13 protein-coding genes and 9 tRNA genes are annotated in these 17,736 nt (G+C 48.8%); 15 read left to right on the top strand and 7 right to left on the bottom strand.

Features of this window, described 5'->3' with window-relative positions; translation table 11 throughout:
- Window positions 1–28: 28 nt before the first annotated feature.
- Window positions 29–988, top strand: coding sequence for an acetyltransferase (locus CEQ48_RS17365; protein ID WP_089072077.1), 960 nt, complete (start codon window positions 29–31; stop codon window positions 986–988).
- Here CEQ48_RS17365 and CEQ48_RS17360 read toward each other — a convergent pair.
- From CEQ48_RS17360 to rsgA, 6 genes are all read right to left on the bottom strand, one after another.
- The gene (locus tag CEQ48_RS17360; protein WP_089072076.1) at window positions 985–2,133 is read right to left on the bottom strand and encodes a murein hydrolase activator EnvC family protein; all 1,149 of its coding nucleotides are present in this window, start codon (window positions 2,131–2,133) and stop codon (window positions 985–987) included. The two genes, CEQ48_RS17365 and CEQ48_RS17360, sit on opposite strands and share 4 nt — an antisense overlap.
- Before the next feature lie 167 nt (window positions 2,134–2,300).
- On the bottom strand, window positions 2,301–3,833 hold the full coding sequence (gene gpmM, locus CEQ48_RS17355; RefSeq protein ID WP_089072075.1) for a 2,3-bisphosphoglycerate-independent phosphoglycerate mutase: 1,533 nt from the start codon (window positions 3,831–3,833) through the stop codon (window positions 2,301–2,303).
- Between the two features lie 142 nt (window positions 3,834–3,975).
- Window positions 3,976–4,863, bottom strand: coding sequence for a DMT family transporter (locus tag CEQ48_RS17350; protein ID WP_089072074.1), 888 nt, complete (start codon window positions 4,861–4,863; stop codon window positions 3,976–3,978).
- A 151-nt stretch (window positions 4,864–5,014) separates the two neighbouring features.
- The gene (locus CEQ48_RS17345) at window positions 5,015–6,430 is read right to left on the bottom strand and encodes an SLC13 family permease (protein WP_001135825.1); all 1,416 of its coding nucleotides are present in this window, start codon (window positions 6,428–6,430) and stop codon (window positions 5,015–5,017) included.
- Between the two features lie 207 nt (window positions 6,431–6,637).
- Window positions 6,638–7,495 carry an archaetidylserine decarboxylase gene (gene asd / locus CEQ48_RS17340; RefSeq protein WP_089072073.1) on the bottom strand — a complete coding sequence of 286 codons (858 nt, stop codon included), beginning with the start codon at window positions 7,493–7,495 and terminating at the stop codon, window positions 6,638–6,640.
- A gap of 95 nt (window positions 7,496–7,590) precedes the next feature.
- Window positions 7,591–8,652 carry a small ribosomal subunit biogenesis GTPase RsgA gene (rsgA, locus tag CEQ48_RS17335; RefSeq protein ID WP_157724700.1) on the bottom strand — a complete coding sequence of 354 codons (1,062 nt, stop codon included), beginning with the start codon at window positions 8,650–8,652 and terminating at the stop codon, window positions 7,591–7,593.
- 122 nt (window positions 8,653–8,774) lie between these two features.
- Between rsgA and orn the strand changes: the two genes are divergently transcribed.
- The 10 genes from orn to CEQ48_RS17285 all read left to right on the top strand — a co-directional run bounded on the left by orn (window position 8,775) and on the right by CEQ48_RS17285 (window position 10,733).
- Window positions 8,775–9,320, top strand: coding sequence for an oligoribonuclease (orn, locus tag CEQ48_RS17330; protein WP_000010185.1), 546 nt, complete (start codon window positions 8,775–8,777; stop codon window positions 9,318–9,320).
- A gap of 159 nt (window positions 9,321–9,479) precedes the next feature.
- Window positions 9,480–9,555: transfer RNA gene (locus tag CEQ48_RS17325), tRNA-Gly, on the top strand.
- A 34-nt stretch (window positions 9,556–9,589) separates the two neighbouring features.
- Window positions 9,590–9,665, top strand: a tRNA-Gly gene (locus tag CEQ48_RS17320).
- Window positions 9,666–9,699: 34 nt separating this feature from the next.
- A tRNA-Gly gene (locus tag CEQ48_RS17315) sits at window positions 9,700–9,775 on the top strand.
- A gap of 155 nt (window positions 9,776–9,930) precedes the next feature.
- Window positions 9,931–10,006: transfer RNA gene (locus CEQ48_RS17310), tRNA-Gly, on the top strand.
- Window positions 10,007–10,045: 39 nt separating this feature from the next.
- Window positions 10,046–10,122 (top strand) — tRNA-Met (locus tag CEQ48_RS17305).
- 34 nt (window positions 10,123–10,156) lie between these two features.
- Window positions 10,157–10,232: transfer RNA gene (locus tag CEQ48_RS17300), tRNA-Gly, on the top strand.
- Between the two features lie 186 nt (window positions 10,233–10,418).
- A tRNA-Met gene (locus tag CEQ48_RS17295) sits at window positions 10,419–10,495 on the top strand.
- A gap of 42 nt (window positions 10,496–10,537) precedes the next feature.
- Window positions 10,538–10,614 (top strand) — tRNA-Met (locus tag CEQ48_RS17290).
- A gap of 42 nt (window positions 10,615–10,656) precedes the next feature.
- Window positions 10,657–10,733 (top strand) — tRNA-Met (locus CEQ48_RS17285).
- Between the two features lie 570 nt (window positions 10,734–11,303).
- Here CEQ48_RS17285 and queG read toward each other — a convergent pair.
- The gene (gene queG / locus CEQ48_RS17280) at window positions 11,304–12,413 is read right to left on the bottom strand and encodes a tRNA epoxyqueuosine(34) reductase QueG (RefSeq protein WP_089072072.1); all 1,110 of its coding nucleotides are present in this window, start codon (window positions 12,411–12,413) and stop codon (window positions 11,304–11,306) included.
- A 203-nt stretch (window positions 12,414–12,616) separates the two neighbouring features.
- Between queG and tsaE the strand changes: the two genes are divergently transcribed.
- Genes tsaE through miaA form a run of 4 tightly spaced genes read left to right on the top strand, consistent with a single transcriptional unit; the run spans window position 12,617 to window position 17,705 of the window.
- Window positions 12,617–13,081: a tRNA (adenosine(37)-N6)-threonylcarbamoyltransferase complex ATPase subunit type 1 TsaE gene (tsaE, locus tag CEQ48_RS17275; RefSeq protein WP_089072071.1), complete on the top strand. Its 465-nt coding sequence runs from the start codon at window positions 12,617–12,619 to the stop codon at window positions 13,079–13,081.
- Window positions 13,075–14,793, top strand: a complete 1,719-nt coding sequence (locus tag CEQ48_RS17270; protein ID WP_198301190.1) for an N-acetylmuramoyl-L-alanine amidase — start codon at window positions 13,075–13,077, stop codon at window positions 14,791–14,793. Before tsaE ends, CEQ48_RS17270 begins: the two co-directional genes overlap by 7 nt.
- Window positions 14,794–14,799: 6 nt before the next feature.
- The gene (gene mutL / locus CEQ48_RS17265) at window positions 14,800–16,761 is read left to right on the top strand and encodes a DNA mismatch repair endonuclease MutL (protein ID WP_089072069.1); all 1,962 of its coding nucleotides are present in this window, start codon (window positions 14,800–14,802) and stop codon (window positions 16,759–16,761) included.
- Window positions 16,758–17,705, top strand: a complete 948-nt coding sequence (gene miaA, locus CEQ48_RS17260; protein ID WP_089072068.1) for a tRNA (adenosine(37)-N6)-dimethylallyltransferase MiaA — start codon at window positions 16,758–16,760, stop codon at window positions 17,703–17,705. Before mutL ends, miaA begins: the two co-directional genes overlap by 4 nt.
- The last annotated feature ends 31 nt before the right edge of the window (window positions 17,706–17,736 follow it).

Genomic DNA, 17,736 nt, shown 5'->3' with positions numbered 1-17,736 from the left:
ACATTCCCAGCCAGAAAGGAAGCTTTACGTGGATTACGATGTATTTAATGGGGATGCTGATGGCATTCTTTCTCTTGTGCAATGGCGTCTAGCACATCCTAAATCGACTCAGCTAGTCACGGGCGTTAAGCGCGATATTGCCTTACTCGATCGACTGACGGTAACGGCTGGTGATGAGCTGGTGGTATTGGATATCTCCATGGCTAAAAATCAGCTCGGCTTGCAGCGAGCTTTGCAAGCGGGAGCCCATGTATTTTATGCCGACCATCATCAGCCCGGCGATATTCCTGCCCATTCTGCACTGCAAGCGCATATTGATACCGATGCAAATCTCTGTACGGCATTGATCATTGATCGGCTACTGAAAGGGCGTTTTCGTGACTGGGCGATAACGGCTGCGTTTGGCGATAATTTACACCGTGTGGCACACACTCTGGCGGAAGAAGCGGGATTCGATGCCGCACAAACCGATGCCCTTTGTGAATTAGGAACGCTGATTAACTACAATGGCTATGGCCGCACCGTATCTGAACTGCATTTCGCGCCTGATACGTTGTATCAAACTTTACTCGCCTATCAAACACCGTGGGCTGTGCTGGCCGATCTCAACTCGCCTTTTTACCAATTACGCAGCGCTTATCAGCAAGATTTTGCTTTTGCCCTTGAGCAACCGGCTTATTATCAGAGCTCAAGTTTAACCGTGGTGATCTTACCCGATTGTGCAGCAGCGCAGCGCGTGAGCGGCGCATTCGCCAATCATCTTGCTAATCAGGATGTGCAACGTGCGCATTTGATTGTGACGTATGCGGATGAACAGCATTACACGCTCTCTTTACGCGCACCCTTGAGCGATAAACGAGGCGCGGGAGCTTTGTGTGCACAGTTTCCTTCTGGTGGGGGGCGAGAATCGGCCGGGGGAATCAATCAACTCCTCTATGCGCTGCTCGATAACGTGATTGAGGTTGTTGAGGCGTTTTACGCCTCTTAGCGCTGTAACCATTGCGAAGGGTTTTCCGCGCGGCTATTACGACGGATTTCAAAGTAGAGGGCAGGGCGTGATTGACCACCAGTATCACCCGCAAGAGCAATGGTTTCACCTGCGATGACTTTGTCGCCCTCTTTCTTGAGCAGAGTTTGGTTGAAGCCATACAGTGTCATATCACCTTTGCCGTGGTCGAGGAGCACAACCAAGCCATAACCTCGCAGGTACTCGGCAAACACGATCGTGCCCGGATAAACCGCTTTGACCTCTTGGCCGTAATTGGCATCAATGACCAAACCTTTCCAATCAATCTGCCCAGTTTGGCGTTCACCGAAGTTATGTAGCACACGCCCTTTCAGCGGCCACGGCAGTTTACCGCGTTGACTTGCAATCCCGTTCATCAATACTGCATTGCGTTTGGCGGCTTTGGCTATTTCAGCTTTGAGGCGCGTTTCGTTGCGCTGCAATTCGGCAAGGTAGACTTTGTCGCCGGAAATGCTGCTCTCAATTTTCTTTACGGTTTGCTTACGCTCACTTTGCGTTTTAGCCAGTTTGTCTCGCTGTTGGGTCTGCTCAGCCAGTAATTTCTCAATCTGTTCACGCTCGGCTTGTCTCTGCTGTTGACTGGCATTGAGATCGGCTTGGGTTTTTTCTAAAGCTTCGATAGCTTGCGCGCGGCTTTTTGCCAAATGTTGATAGTACTGGCTGATGCGGTCTTCATCGGCACTGCGATGAAAAAATTGACCATTCGTCAGTGAACGTTTAGTGAGATAGTAGGTCTGCAGTAGGCGTCCGAGTTTATCGGCTTGTTGCTGCTTCTGTGTTTCCAGCGCCTGAATATTACTATTGAGCTGAGCAATGTTGCGATTGGCATTCTCCAGATCGTTTTTGGTTTTAGTGATCTGATTTGCGATACTGTTGATGCCAAGCTCTTGTTGTTTAAGGGCTTGTTGTAGTTGGTCGAGCGATTTTTGTTGTTCGGCCAGTGATTGTTGTTGGCGAGATATTTCACTTTTTACCCCCGTTAACTCCTGTTGCGTAGCCGCAAAGAGCGACGGTGAAACCATAAATAACAGGCAGGCCAGCAGACGTCGGGTCAAGGTTTTTCCTAGAAAGTCACTGAAAATCGCGTGCGGATCCGTTGCTGTCATTGAGTTTGGTCTAGTGTTAGTGAATAAAAACGGGTGCTTCAGTATACCCAAAGCTTTGCATCAGGCGAGCCTGTGATGTCAAAAGTTTGCAATTCTCATCGCACTCGGTGGGAAAAGCGTATAAAAAAGCCCTGAGTATTCAGGGCTTTCATCATCATCGAGTCAGCTTAGCTGTACAACACTTGGCCTGACATGTCTGCTGGAATATCCAGATCCGACAGCGCCAACATGGTTGGAGCCAGATCCGATAGCTTTCCGCCTTCTTTTAGGCTGATCGCTTTGTTGCCGACATAGATAAGTGGTACAGGTAGGCTAGTGTGCGCTGTGTGTACGCCGCCCGTTTCTGGGTCAATCATCATTTCTGCGTTGCCGTGATCAGCGGTGATCAGCAGTTGACCATCCACTTCTTTGATGGCTTCAACCACACGACCAATACACTCGTCTACGGCTTCACACGCTTTCACTGCAGCTTCGTAAACGCCAGTGTGACCGACCATGTCGCCGTTTGGATAGTTACAGATGATCGCATCGTATTTGCCTGATTTGATCGCTGCAACCAGCTTGTCGGTCAGCTCTTTAGAGCTCATTTCGGGTTGCAGGTCGTAGGTGGCGACTTTTGGAGAGGCGACGAGTTGACGCTCTTCACCTGGGAATTCATTTTCAACGCCGCCGTTGAAGAAGAAGGTTACGTGCGCGTATTTCTCGGTTTCAGAAATACGTAGCTGAGTTCTACCCGCTTTTGATAGCCACTCACCGTAAGTGTTTTCCAGTGACGCTGGACCAAACGCACACTGGAGTGGGATGTCTGCTGCGTATTGAGTCAGCATCACAAAATCCAGCGCTGGGAAGGCTTTGCGGCTAAAGCCTGCGAAATCAGGCACGAAAGTACGGGTGATTTGACGCGCGCGGTCAGCACGGTAGTTCATGAACAGCAGGGCATCGCCATCTTGCATCGCGGCAGATTCTTGACCCGCTGCGCGGATTTCAGTCGCTTTCACAAACTCATCGTTTTCTTCACGAGCGTAAGCCGCTTGCAGTGCTTCAACCGCAGAGTCACAAGTAAACTCGCCTTGTGCCAGAGTCAGTAGGTCATAGGCTTTTTCAACGCGATCCCAGTTGTTGTCACGATCCATCGCGTAGTAACGACCCACGATAGAAGCGATACGACCTTTGCCCAGTTTGGCAAACAGATCTTGGAAGCGTTTCAGTGACGCTTCTGCGCTGCGTGGTGGTGTGTCACGACCGTCAAGGAAGCAGTGCAGGTAGATTTTCTCTGCGCCGCGCGCGGCTGCCATTTCTACTGCTGCGTAGATGTGGTCTTCGTGTGAGTGTACGCCACCTGGAGACATCAGACCCATTAGGTGAACGGCTTTGCCAGCAGCAACCGCTTTATCAATGGCAGCTACCAGAACTTCGTTTTGTTGGAATTCACCATCCATGATCGCTTTGGTGATGCGAGTCAGGTCTTGGTAAACAATGCGGCCAGCACCGATGTTAGTGTGACCTACTTCTGAGTTACCCATTTGACCATCAGGCAGACCTACGTCCATACCAGAAGCAGAAATCAGAGTGTGAGGGTTGTTCGCCATTAGGCTATCCATCACAGGTGTACGCGCATTGTTGATCGCGTTATTTGCGTTGTCTTCGCGGTAACCCCAACCATCTAGGATCACCAGAGCCATTGGCTTCTTAGCTGACATAGTTCTAACCTCGTCAAAATCAAAATAACTGAAACGTAAAATTAGCGTAATTTTACTACAATCTAGACGCTTTGCATCCGGTTAAGATCAATGATTCTCTCTATCAATGCAAGTAAATGTAGCCTATTGATCAAAATCGCGTTTAAGACACCAACAAGCTGGTGCCCCCAACGGCAAGGATAGCCCCTAACCAAGCATAGCGGTTTGGACACTGTTTAGTGTAGATCCAAAGCAGTGGTAGCAGCATGATGGGCGTGGTGGAGGAGAGCAGTGCGACTATGCCGACATTCCCTTCACGCAGAGCGTAGAGGATCAGCGTCATACCAACCGCCATGGCAATAAAGCCGTTGAGTGCCGTGACCAAAAAGATATTGAGCGTGATGGTTTGTGTAGGACGAGCAATGCGCGCGCCGGTTAAGCGCAGTAAAGAGTGAGCCGCAAAGGCGGTGATCATCCGCATTGCAGAGGCAGCAACCGGATCGATCTCTGTTTGCATCACGGGTTTGGCAATAATGCCCCCGAGGGCTTGGCATAAGGCGGCGGTTAAGCCGAGTCCAATTCCAACCCACACACTGCCATTGATGCTATCCAAACTAGGCCCAGTTTGCCCACGGCGACCAAAGAAAATCGCCATCAAAACGCCGCTAAACACTAAAGTAGAGCCGAATAGCTCTTGCTTAGTCATGCTTTCACTAAACAGGAAATAACCGAGCACGGCAGAAAACACCGCATGACAGGAGAAGAGTAAGCCGGACTGTCTTGGCCCCATGCGATTCAGACAAGCAAAAAGCGCGGTGTCACCGATAAAAATCCCAATCAAACCAGACAACATCATGGCTGGAATTGCACTGCTGTGTACGGTTAACCAACCTCCGCTGAAGAGGGCAATGCTGGTTAAGATGACGGAAGTACACCCCATACGCCAGCGGCTATAAGCAAAAGAGCCGAGGTGTTTCGCGGGCGTGATAGAAAGTAAACTGGCGATAGCCCAAAGACAGGCTGCGGCAAGTGCCAGCCATTCGTAACCCATTGCGTCATCCTTGCAGTTGGGAGTGATGAGGGCACTCAATATGCCATTAAGCGATCAGGAAGACAAAAGCAATTTTAGTGCGATTAGAAGGTTCACACCTTGCCGTATCAATAGTGACGACAAGGTGTGAAGGAGAGGAGGAAGAGGGAGTTTATCCGAGTAGGAACACCATCAGATAGACGATGCCAAGCCCAATCACCCCAATGACTAAACCCGTTTTTGCCATATCTTTGCTTTCGATAAGCCCCGTTGAGTAAGCAAGCGAGTTGGGCGGTGTCGAAACGGGCAAAATCATCCCCAGTGACGCGGAAAAAGCGACCACGACTAACAGCGCTTGTAAGCCGCCGACTTGCTCAAGACTACTCATCGAAGTACCAATTGCTGCGGCAATCGGCATGATCAAGTTGGCAGTCGCCGTGTTAGACATAAAGTTGGCCATCAGCCAGCACACCAATGAAAGGGCAATCACAATCAGCATAGGTGAGAGAGATTGATAGTCGATGGCGTGTGCTAACGCTTGGGCGAGTCCAGTCTGTTCAAGGCCGATGCCAATCGCTATCCCGCCGGCAACTAACCAAAGCACATCCCAGTTGATTTGTTTCAGCTCTTCTTTGCCCATGATGCCAGTGAGGGTGAACACGGCCAGTGGAATAATCGCCACCACATAAGTGTTCATGCCGTGCCATGTGGTGGTCATCCACAGCACAATAGTTAAAGCAAACGTGATGTAGACCAGCATGGCACGCCAGCCGCGTTGAAATTCGCCTTTGAGTTTTAAGGTCATTGTGGCTTGTGAGGAGGGGAAAAGCTTTTGCAGTAAGAACCAAGCAATCGTCAGTTGTACCAATACGAACGGTAACCCCATCATCATCCATGACAGAAAATCAATGCTGTTTTCGCCCGTTAGATACTGCAGTGCGATGGCATTAGGTGGCGTGCCGATCGGGGTTGCGATGCCTCCTGTGTTGGCCGCAATCGGAATGCACAGCACCAGAGCTTTGATGCCTAAATCCCCTTTGGGGGCAGAGGCAACAATAGGGCCAAGCAGCGCCAACATCATCACTGTGGTCGCTGTGTTGGACATAAACATCGAGAAAACTGAGGTGATCAGCATTAACCCTAGCATGATGTACTTAGGCTGGTGGCCAAAAGGTTTGAGTAGCACTCGCGCTAAGTTGTTATCCAATTCGTATTTAGATGCGGCGATGGCTAAAGCAAAACCGCCCATAAACAAAATGATAATGGGAGAGGAAAAGGCACTGAAAATATCGGTGTATTTAAGGAGTTCACCGAGCGGATGATGCGGATCGGGCACTCGAAAGCCATGCAAACCTTTATCGGAAATCATGACGAGCTCAAGGGCAATGATCAGGATCGACGTGGCAAACACAGGAACAGGCTCCAACACCCACAGTAGTGCGGCAAGAAGAAAAATAGCCAGTAAACGGTGTTGAACCAAGGTGAGATCTTGAATCGGGATTGCATCAATCGGCATCAATAGTACGCCCAACGGCAGTAAGAAACAGATCAGGAGTTTGACGAGTAGACCTCGTTCCAGTTGCGGCATGGGCTTTCCCTCTTAGCTCAAGTGAAAGCTTAGAGTAAGCGACTGAAATCTATGGGTCTTAGAGGGCGGTTAAATTTTTGGTTTTTGCTATCAGTGACAGTGCAGATGTGTGGCGAGCTTCAAAAGACAACATCCCAGCCGAAGCTGGGATGTTGAGTCTTCCGACTTGAAGCAGCGTTGGTGTTGGCTGCAACTCTAAGTCGTATATTAAGCTTGGTGTGCGTAGGGCTCGCCCATGCGGGTTGGTGCGCCCAGTGCCATGCTGTCATCAAAGCGAATAGCTTGTTTGGCAAACAGGTTGATCACGGTGGAGCCCAGTTTAAAGCGACCCATCTCTTCGCCTTTTTTGAGAACCACGGCTTGGTTACCGTTGGCTGGGTAGTCCCAACGATACACGGTGTTGCCACGCGGCGGAGTCACTGTGCCCGCCCAAACCAGTTCAATACTGCCGACAATGGTGGCACCCACTAGCACTTGTGCCATCGGGCCAAATTCGGTATCGAAAATACACACTACACGTTCGTTACGGGCAAACAGGTTCGGTACATTTTCCGCTGTCAGAGGGTTTACCGAGAACAGATCGCCCGGTACGTAGATCATTTGACGCAATGTGCCATCACAAGGCATATGTACGCGGTGGTAATCCCGTGGCGAGAGATACAGAGTGGCGAAATCGCCATCGCGGAACTCTTCCGCGAGCTTGGCATCACCACCGAGCAGCTCTTGGGCTGAGTAAGTGTGGCCTTTGGCTTGGATAAGTTTACCGTCTTCAATCGCACCAAACTGACTCACGCACGCATCGGCAGGATGAGTAATCACCTTTTCGCCTTCAGAGAGAGGGCGCACGCCAGCTTTTAGCTCACGTACAAAAAATTCATTAAACGTCTTGAAGTGGGTCGGGTCAGAGTGCAGAGCCTCGTCCATGTTGACGTTATATTGCTTGATGAACCAGCGGATGATGGCCGTGGTCAGGCTGCCTGCACGCGCAGACGCCAACTTGCCAACCAAGCGGGTCAGGGCATGTTGTGGAATCCAATATTGCAGTCCAACTTTAATCTTATCCATGGTTTACATTCCAATAGAGTGGTGATGGGCGCGAGATGTTACTGAAAATCGCGCCTTCTGTCAGTAGATGCTCTAAACTTGCTAACAATTTGCTCTTACAGATCGGCTTTTTTGCTGCGCGAATACTGCCGATTGGCTTTGTTTTCCGTCATGCTTTGCACAATTCGATGGTAATTATCAAAACGCAGTGCGCTGATTTCTCCCTTGTTTACGGCCTCACGCAACAAGCAACCCGGGTCATCCCCATGTTTGCAATCACGAAATTTACAGCCGCCTAAGTAAGGGCGAAATTCGACATAAGCTTTGGTGACATCATCGGTTTCTAAGTGCCACAAACCAAATTCACGTACCCCGGGTGAGTCAATCAAATTACCTCCACTCGGAATATGATAGAGTCGTGCGGCGGTGGTGGTGTGTTGGCCTAAGCCAGAGGTTTCAGAAATCGCTCCTTCTTCCACATCTTCTTCCAATTCTGGAAGTAATGCATTGACCAAGCTGGATTTGCCAACCCCCGATTGACCCACAAACACGTTGGTGCGATCGCGCAGTTTCACTTCAAGATCCGCAATCCCTTCACCGGTTTTCTTACTGACGTAGAGCACGTCATAGCCAATCGCGCGGTAATCATTTAACCATGTGCTGTATTGCTCTCGAAGCTCTGGGCTGAGTAGGTCAATCTTGTTCAGCACGATGAGGGGGGCAATCCCTAAGGTTTCAGAGGCGATCAAGTAGCGATCAATAATATTCAGAGAGAGCTCTGGCAATACGGATGATACGATCACCATTTGATCCACGTTTGCCGCAACGGGCTTGAGGCCATCGTAATAGTCAGGGCGTACCAAGATGGAGCTGCGTGTTTCGACGGCCTCAACGACACCAGAAATGCCCGCAAGCGTTTCTGCGCCGGGACGCCACAGCACTTTATCGCCAGACACGAGGCTTTCTATACCACGGCGCAGGTTACAGCGATGAATTTCGCCTGTCGCTGGGTCTTCAATATCGGCATGTTGGCCAAAGCGAGTGATCACCAACCCTTGTTGAGCATTGCCCAATAAGGTTTCATCCCAAACGATAGACTCTTCTTGTTTGAGTTTTTTATGTTGGTTATTTCTAACCCGGCGTACTTGACCATGTGTAAGCTTTTTCTTTTTTGTCACAGCGTTCTACTTACTCTCTGCTAGATATAAGACGTATCAAATCTCAATTTGATACGTATCCTGTCGATCTGAATTTGGGTATAGTACCTCTTTTGTGAATAAACCCCTATAGGCGCACCATTATGTCTTTCAGCGACCAGAACCTGATTTGGATTGATTTAGAGATGACGGGACTTGATCCTGAAACGCACAAAATCATTGAGATGGCGACCATTGTTACCGACAGTGAGTTAAATATTTTAGCTGAAGGCCCAGTGATTGCGATTCATCAACCCGAATCCGAACTCGCGAAAATGGATGAATGGTGTACCACAACACACACCGCAAGTGGCTTGGTGGCGCGTGTGCGTCAAAGCAAAGTAAGTGAAGAAGAAGCCATAGATCAAACGCTCGCGTTTTTAAAGCAGTGGGTGCCGGAAGGCAAATCTCCGATTTGTGGCAACAGTATTGGCCAAGATAGACGCTTCCTTTACAAACATATGCCGCGTTTGGAAGCGTACTTCCATTATCGTTATATCGATGTCAGCACCATCAAAGAACTGACTCGTCGTTGGCAACCGGAAGTGCTAAAAGAGTTCAGTAAAACAGGTAGCCATCTTGCTTTGGATGATATTCGAGAGTCGATCGCCGAGCTTCAGTTTTATCGTAAGGCGGTATTCAAGATCTAAATACGGGGCGTTCAATGCTATAAAAAGAGCAATTGTTCGACATCTTGCATGCTTTTTCGGCAAGCGAAAAAAAAAAGAGTTTTTTTCACGAGAAGCTCTTGCATCGCAAGAAAATGCTCTTATAATTCGCAGCCCTAAACGACGGAAAACGTTGTTGATGCGACACTAGCTCAGTTGGTAGAGCGCAACCTTGCCAAGGTTGAGGTCACGAGTTCGAACCTCGTGTGTCGCTCCAGATTGATAGTTGTCACCGTACTGAACGATGAAATGCGACACTAGCTCAGTTGGTAGAGCGCAACCTTGCCAAGGTTGAGGTCACGAGTTCGAACCTCGTGTGTCGCTCCAGATTGATAGTTGTCATCGTACTGAACGATGAAATGCGACACTAGCTCAGTTGGTAGAGCGCAACCTTGCCAAGGTTGAGGTCACGAGTTCGAACCTCGTGTGTCGCTCCAGATTGAAGTTGTTACCGTACTTAACGATGAAACGCGACACTGGCTCAGTTGATGAGCAAACCTAGCTAAGGTTGAGGTCACGCCTTTTTGTTTTAAAGAAGGGAACCTCGTGTGTCGAGCCAGATTCAAGTTGTCATCGTACTGAACGATGAAATGCGACACTAGCTCAGTTGGTAGAGCGCAACCTTGCCAAGGTTGAGGTCACGAGTTCGAACCTCGTGTGTCGCTCCAGTTTCATAGCCCTTATCGTGCTTAACGATAACACACGGACGCGGGGTGGAGCAGCTTGGTAGCTCGTCGGGCTCATAACCCGAAGGTCGTCGGTTCAAATCCGGCCCCCGCAACCAAATCTTTCGTAGATGCAGTTGCATCACGACAAATGCGACACTAGCTCAGTTGGTAGAGCGCAACCTTGCCAAGGTTGAGGTCACGAGTTCGAACCTCGTGTGTCGCTCCAAATTAATAGTTTCATCGTACTTAACGATGAAGTGCGCCACACTCGCTCATTTGATGAGTAAAACCTAGCCAAGGTTGAGGTCACGCCTTTTTGTTTTAAAGAAGGGAACCTCGTGTGTCGCTCCAGTTTCTTGCCTATTACAGAAAACTGAAGAAAAGATTTATTGCGTTTAGCGCTATATACGGACGCGGGATGGAGCAGCTTGGTAGCTCGTCGGGCTCATAACCCGAAGGTCGTTGGTTCAAATCCAGCTCCCGCAACCAATTTCAAAGCTTTCACTGTGCTTAACAGCGACAAAATACGGACGCGGGGTGGAGCAGCTTGGTAGCTCGTCGGGCTCATAACCCGAAGGTCGTCGGTTCAAATCCGGCCCCCGCAACCAATTTCAAAGCTCTCACTGTGCTTAACAGTGACACAATACGGACGCGGGGTGGAGCAGCTTGGTAGCTCGTCGGGCTCATAACCCGAAGGTCGTTGGTTCAAATCCAGCCCCCGCAACCAATTCTTTAAAGAGAGACTGTGCTCATGCGCAGATTTTTCTTTTTTAGGGTGTTCAGCATTTTGCTAAAGCTCTTTCTATAATGCTGTGAAGCATCATCTCAGTGAGTCATTCATTGCGCGTCAGCTCAATAATATCGCTCCCATGTATCAAATATTCTCTTTTCAAGCAGCCGAAAGCGTACCCGCTGATTACGGATTTCGCTTACTTTGGCGTCTTCATTAACAGAGTTATCCACAAAAAAAAAACTGTGGATAAAACAGTTGATAAACTCTGTATCTTAGCTTTTCGAGTTGACTTCTCTGAGGATCTTTGCTTGCTTCTAAGGCTTGGCTTGGTGAGCACTTTTGGTTAAGTCATTGTTTTTTATCAACTTGTCATTTTTCTCTCTAAGCAAAAAATAGAGCTCTAAGATCATTGCAGTCTAAAAACTTGATCCTAGTCATTTACCTAGGTTGTGATTAACTTTTTTTAGCGATAGAAAACAGCGTCTGATTAAAAATGTTGTCCACATAGCGCAAATTGGGATGGGCATCAAACAATCATTTCCTTAATTATGCAAGTTGCTCTATTCATGCATCCCTTGGCAGCCCCTTTTCAATAATGCGAATTAGGCGAGCATGCTGGCGAGGTGTGGCGGTCTTTTGGGTCTGCTCCTCCAAAGCCCAATGAATATGCTCATCAAGTAATTCACTTTGCCCTAGATGACGTTGGAGTGTATCGATAATCCGCGGAGAGGAAGGAGCGTTGCCCATGGCAATGATTAAATTGCGCCGCCACTGCTGATGACCAATGCGCCGAATGGCTGAGCCTTCCATATTTTTCAGGAAAGTCGCCTCATCCCATTCAAATAACACCACTAAATCCGCATTGTTGAGACTTTGTCGGCGATGAAAGTCACTTTGCTGAGTTAAAGGGGCCAAGCGATTCCAAGGACAGACGAGTTGGCAGTCATCACAACCGTAAATTCGGTTGCCCATTGCGCGTCGAAACTCCAAGGGGATAACCCCTGAATACTCAATGGTAAGGTAAGAAACACAGCGGCGTGCATCCACCACGCCTTCGGCAACGATGGCATTGGTTGGGCAGCTTGTTATACACGCTGTACACTTGCCGCATTGATTTTCGCTTGGTTCATCAACGGGTAAGGGAATATCAACCAGTAATTCCCCCAAGAAGAACCAAGACCCGTTCTCTTTATCTAAAATCAGCGAATGTTTTCCTGTCCAACCTAATCCTGCTTTTTGTGCCAGAGGGCGTTCAAGAATCGGGGCGGAGTCGACAAAAGGACGGTAACCCAGTTTTCCCACTTCTTGTTCGATTTTTTCCCCCAGTTTTTTGAGCTGGTTTCGAACAAGCTTATGGTAATCGCGTCCTAAAGCGTAACGGCTGATATAAGCTTGGTTGGGATCGCTTAAGTTGGAAGCAAACTGCGCTTGTGGTGGGAGATAGTTGATGCGAGCACTGATCACCCTAAGCGTTCCGGGTAAGAGTTCTGCAGGGCGTGCGCGCATCATGCCGTGCCTCGCCATCCAATCCATTTCACCGTGGTAACCTGCGTCTAGCCAAGCCTGCAATGCTGGTTCATGTTCACTCAAATCGACGTCGCAAATCCCGACTTTTTCAAAGCCGAGTTCGATCGCCCATTGTTTGATCTGATTTGCCAGTTGTTGGTAGTCCATGTCGGGTACTCAGGATAAGGGGCGGGGATCTTAACGGATCTTTTTACCCTCTTCTAGCGTTAATCCTTATGAGATATTGAAGGATCTACGATATTTTTCGCTTTGTTAACAGAACAGATCTTGTCTCTTAATTCCAACCCAGTTTACTATTCGAGTTCTTTTGATTTCTTTATAGTCAATAACGACCCTGTCGAGAAAGCGTAATGAACAGCAAGATTTTTCCCCTAAAAGATGAGCAAGCCACGATTGAATTAGGTCGTGCTTTAGCATTGATATGCTCACAACAGACGACGCTTTATCTGCACGGCGATCTTGGAGCGGGAAAAACCACCGTCAGCCGCGGTTTTATTCGTGCCTTGGGCCATCAAGGCAACGTCAAAAGCCCAACCTACACACTGGTTGAGCCATATCAATTGGGGTCGTGGCAGGTTTATCATTTTGATCTTTATCGTTTAGCGGATCCTGAAGAACTCGAATTTATGGGGATTCGCGATTACTTTAGCGCAGATGCGATTTGTTTAGTCGAGTGGCCAGAAAAAGGGTATGGACTATTGCCGAGTGCTGATCTTGATATCGATTTGCGTTACGACGGCGAGCAGCGAGTTGCCACGCTGACAGCCAATAACCATTATGGATGCGACCTTTTGAGTCAGTTGGAGTTATGTTGAACGTTAGCCGTTTTGTATTCTTACTCTTTGGATTCGTTTTACTCGCGATCGCTCCTCAAACTTGGGCGAACGTTTTGGAAGGCGTGCGCGTGTGGCCTTCTCCTGATGAGACACGAGTGGTATTAGATGTCAAATCCGAGGTGGATTACAGCTATTTTACCCTAAGCTCTCCTGAGCGCTTGGTGGTTGATCTCAAACAGAGCACCTCTCGCGCTAAGTTACCGGTTAATGTCACTGAAAGTGGCATTTTATCGAAAGTTCGCGCTTCGTCTCCCCCTGAAAAAAGTACATTTCGTTTGGTGTTTGAGCTCAAACAAAAAACAACGCCAACCTTATTTAAATTGGCTCCGACACCCGGTGGTCAATATGGCCATCGTTTAGTCATTGATATGCCACATGGCAAAGTGAGTGAGAGCTCTTCCGCCAGCACGCCGAGTTCACCCGCTCAAGTCAGTAAAGATGCCTCTCAACTCTTAGGGAATGACGATATTGTGGTGGCGATTGACGCGGGACATGGCGGTGAAGATCCCGGTTCCATTGGTCCTACACGCAAATATGAAAAAGACATCACCTTGAGCGTGTCTAAAAAGTTGGCGGATCAACTCAATGCAGTGCCGGGAATGAAAGCGGTACTGACTCGCCGTGGTGACTATTTTGTAAATCTGAATAAACGTACGGAAATTGCGCGTCGTAGCAAGGCGCACTTGTTGGTTTCGGTGCATGCGGATGCGTTTCATACTCCACAGCCGCGCGGGGGATCGGTGTTTGTGCTGAATACCCGCCGTGCCAATACCGAAATTGCCCGTTGGGTGGAAAATCACGAGCAACAATCTGAATTGCTGGGCGGTGCTGGCGAAGTACTTTCGAAAACCAATAACGATCGTAACGTGAGTCAGACCCTACTGGATCTGCAATTTAGCCATTCACAAAAAGAAGGCTATAAAGTTGCCTCTAATATTTTGCGAGAGATGGGTAAAGTCGCTCATCTGCATAAGACTGAACCCGTTAATGCAAGTTTGGCGGTATTGAAGTCGCCAGACATCCCATCGGTGCTAGTGGAAACAGGCTTTATTTCGAACCCATCAGAAGAAAAACTGCTGGTTCAACGCAGTCATCAAGATAAGTTAGCTCGTGCTTTGGCAACGGCCATTGTGCAGTATTTTGAAGATAATCCGCCAGAGGGCACACTGTTTGCCAACCGAGGTAAAGCGCAGAAACATAAAGTGCAGCGTGGCGAATCGATTGGCCTGATTGCTAACCAATATGGGGTGAGTGTCGATGCTTTGAAAAAAGCCAATAACCTCAAGTCCTCGACGATTTCGGTCGGGCAACTGCTGACTATTCCAGCTTCTTCAGCACCAAACCCAGTACCTGTTCCTGTGATGGCAAATCCTGTAGAAACGGAAACCATTACCCATGTGGTAAAAACGGGCGATTTTCTTGGCAAGCTTTCAAGCACGTACAAAGTTTCTGTTGCGGCGATCAAAAAAGAGAACAATTTGAAGTCCGATACGCTGGTGCTCGGGCAAAAGCTGAAAATCACCGTGAGCTTAAAAGATAAGCCGCTACGTAAGCACAAGGTGCAGCGCGGTGAATTCCTGAGCAAAATCGCTGATCAATACAATGTTAGCGTTGATAGCATTCGCCAAGCCAACCAGCTACGCTCTGACCAATTGTTGGTTGGGCAGCAACTGATTATCCCGAATAAATAAGCGCTCATGACGATTCGAATCCTACCCGCCCGTTTAGCCAACCAAATTGCAGCGGGTGAAGTTGTAGAAAGACCGGCTTCAGTAGTCAAGGAGTTGGTGGAAAACAGTTTAGATGCCGGAGCCACTCGAATTGATATTGATATCGAGAAGGGGGGCGCTAAGCTCATTCGTATTCGCGATAATGGTTCGGGTATTGATAAGGATGAACTAGGGCTTGCGCTGAGTCGTCACGCGACCTCTAAAATTCACACCCTCGATGATCTGGAAGCGATCATGAGCCTTGGTTTTCGTGGTGAGGCCTTAGCCAGTATTAGCTCTGTCTCACGCTTAACCCTTACTTCGCGCACGGTAGCTCAAGAAGAAGCGTGGTCTGCCTACAGTGAAGGCCGCGATATGGCGGTCAAGTTACAGCCCGCGGCTCACCCTGTGGGTACGACCGTGGAAGTGTTGGATCTGTTTTTCAATACCCCGGCACGGCGTAAATTTCTGCGCACCGAAAAAACCGAATTTACCCATATTGATGAGCTGCTCAAACGAATTGCTCTGAGCCGTTTTGATGTCAGCTTTACTCTGCGCCATAACGGAAAAATCGTGCGTCAGTATCGTGCTGCAACGACTTTACCGCAGCAGGAAAAACGTTTAGCTGCGGTGTGTGGCAACCCGTTTGTGCAACATATGTTGCGCATTGAGTTAGAGCACCAAGGGCTTAAACTGCATGGCTGGATCACCACACCCGAAGGCGCGCGTCAGCAGAGCGATCTGCAATACTGTTACGTAAATGGCCGGATGATGCGTGATAAGCTGATCAATCATGCGATTCGCCAAAGCTACGAAACCAGCTTACGTGCCGATCAATTTGCTACCTATGTGCTGTTTATTGAACTCGATCCTCATCAAGTAGATGTCAACGTGCATCCAGCCAAGCATGAAGTGCGCTTCCATCAAGCCCGCCTCGTTCATGATTTTATCTATCAAGCCTTAAGTAGTGCGCTAGTACAAAGTGCGCAGGTGATGGCTCCGACCATTAATGAAGGGGCGTTTCATTTACCTCACTGCGCGGAAGAGGTAATTCCTCCGGTTGTGCCGATGATAGAGACCACGCAACAAGAAAGAGTGTGGCAAGCGGTGCAAAATACGCCAGATTATCCGCGCAAAGCTCCACGTGATAACGATAGGGATGAGATCGACAATCCGCAGGTTAGAGAGCGAGCGGTCAGCAATCCTTGGGTCGCTTCACCCAAGCCTGCAAGTACTGGCAAAGAAAGATATGGTTCAGCATCCGTCAGCAAAAAAGAGGCCGCGGTTTATCAAACCTTGATGCAAACTCCCGATTTATTGGATGAAGAAACGAGTACTGCCAGCACCGTCGTCTCATCAATTGAAGCCGTCAAGGCTAATACTGCTATCGAAAAACTGGGTAAAGCGATCCAAGTGGTGGCGGGACAGTACCTATTGATGAGTAGCCCACAAGGCTGTGTGCTTATCTCGCTATACCAAGCTCAGCAACTCAAACTGCGTGGATTACTCAATGCTCAGCATGGTGCGCTGAAAGCGCAGCCACTGCTGGTGCCACTCGCGCTAAAACTGAATGAATCTGAATGGCAAGTGGCGCAGCGTCATTCATCGGCCCTGTTGCAACTGGGGATTGAACTGAAAACGCGCACCAACCACAGCATTATGGTGATGGCGGTTCCGCAGCCGCTGCGCCAGCAAAATTTACAGCAATTGCTGCCGGATCTGTTATCTTACGCGGCGAGTTGCTCGGAAAGCCAAGCCTTGAGCCATCAAGCGTTGGCGGATTGGTTAACTCAACGCATCGTTGTAGAAAAAAGAGACTACACTTTAGCCGAGGCGATCGGCTTGATCGCAGAGCTGGAGCAGCTCTGGCAAGGCAACTTGCCTTTGCAAGACCCGCATTTTATTACTTTGGTGGATTTTTCCGCCTCAATTACAGCATTACACTCATGACTCAAAAGTTACCTCTCGCCCTCTTCTTAATGGGCCCAACGGCCTCTGGCAAAACGGATTTAGCCATTCGCTTACGTCAGAAATATCCGGTGGAGATCATCAGCGTCGACTCGGCGCTGATTTATCGAGGGATGGACATAGGCACCGCAAAACCTGATGCTCAAGAGCTGGCACTGGCACCACATCGTTTGATCGATATTCTCGATCCGAGCGAAGCGTATTCGGCTGCCGATTTTCGTCGTGATGCATTAAAAGAGATGGCAGATATCGTCGCTCAGGGCAAAATCCCACTCTTGGTGGGAGGCACAATGCTCTACTTTAAAGCCTTACTCGAAGGCTTATCACCGCTACCTGCCGCAGATGCCGCGATTCGCCAGCAGATCGAACTGGAAGCGGAAACGCTGGGCTGGCAGGCGTTACATGATCAACTGCAACAGATTGATCCCGTCTCAGCACAGCGAATTCATCCCAATGATCCACAAAGATTGTCGCGGGCATTGGAAGTTTATCGAATTTCAGGTAAAACTCTTACTGAACTGACGCAAACCAAAGGGGAAGCAATTCCTTATGAGGTGCTGCAGTTTGCAATTGCTCCCAAGGAAAGGGCAGAACTCCATCGTCGGATTGAACTTCGCTTTGAGAAGATGGTCGAATCAGGGTTTGAAGAAGAGGTCAAAGCATTATATGCCAGAGATGATCTTCATCCGGATATTCCTTCGATTCGCTGCGTCGGTTACCGACAGATGTGGGATTACTTAGACGGTCATGGAACCTTAGATGAAGCGATTTATCGCGGCATTTGTGCCACCCGTCAATTGGCCAAGCGACAGATCACCTGGTTACGCAGCTGGGATGATTTAACTTGGTTAGATAGCGAAAACGTTGATCAAGCCGTTGAAACGCTCTCGAATGCGATAGCTTCCAACGAAATAAGCTGTGTATAATGTGATCGCTTTTGCGTGATGTACCCCGGAA

The organism is Vibrio tarriae, assembly GCF_002216685.1.
Classification (GTDB): domain Bacteria; phylum Pseudomonadota; class Gammaproteobacteria; order Enterobacterales; family Vibrionaceae; genus Vibrio; species Vibrio tarriae.
The sequence above is the reverse complement of the archived record's forward strand: the minus strand, read 5'-3'. Positions and strand labels throughout refer to the sequence as shown.

What these genes read in the sequence shown, in the direction of transcription:
- CEQ48_RS17360 (WP_089072076.1), bottom strand. Translation starts at nt 2,133, where the DNA reads ATGACAGCAACGGATCCGCACGCGATTTTCAGTGACTTTCTAGGAAAA.
- gpmM (WP_089072075.1), bottom strand. Translation starts at nt 3,833, where the DNA reads ATGTCAGCTAAGAAGCCAATGGCTCTGGTGATCCTAGATGGTTGGGGT.
- CEQ48_RS17350 (WP_089072074.1), bottom strand. Translation starts at nt 4,863, where the DNA reads ATGGGTTACGAATGGCTGGCACTTGCCGCAGCCTGTCTTTGGGCTATC.
- CEQ48_RS17345 (WP_001135825.1), bottom strand. Translation starts at nt 6,430, where the DNA reads ATGCCGCAACTGGAACGAGGTCTACTCGTCAAACTCCTGATCTGTTTC.
- asd (WP_089072073.1), bottom strand. Translation starts at nt 7,495, where the DNA reads ATGGATAAGATTAAAGTTGGACTGCAATATTGGATTCCACAACATGCC.
- orn (WP_000010185.1), top strand. Translation starts at nt 8,775, where the DNA reads ATGTCTTTCAGCGACCAGAACCTGATTTGGATTGATTTAGAGATGACG.
- queG (WP_089072072.1), bottom strand. Translation starts at nt 12,413, where the DNA reads ATGGACTACCAACAACTGGCAAATCAGATCAAACAATGGGCGATCGAA.
- tsaE (WP_089072071.1), top strand. Translation starts at nt 12,617, where the DNA reads ATGAACAGCAAGATTTTTCCCCTAAAAGATGAGCAAGCCACGATTGAA.
- CEQ48_RS17270 (WP_198301190.1), top strand. Translation starts at nt 13,075, where the DNA reads ATGTTGAACGTTAGCCGTTTTGTATTCTTACTCTTTGGATTCGTTTTA.
- mutL (WP_089072069.1), top strand. Translation starts at nt 14,800, where the DNA reads ATGACGATTCGAATCCTACCCGCCCGTTTAGCCAACCAAATTGCAGCG.
- miaA (WP_089072068.1), top strand. Translation starts at nt 16,758, where the DNA reads ATGACTCAAAAGTTACCTCTCGCCCTCTTCTTAATGGGCCCAACGGCC.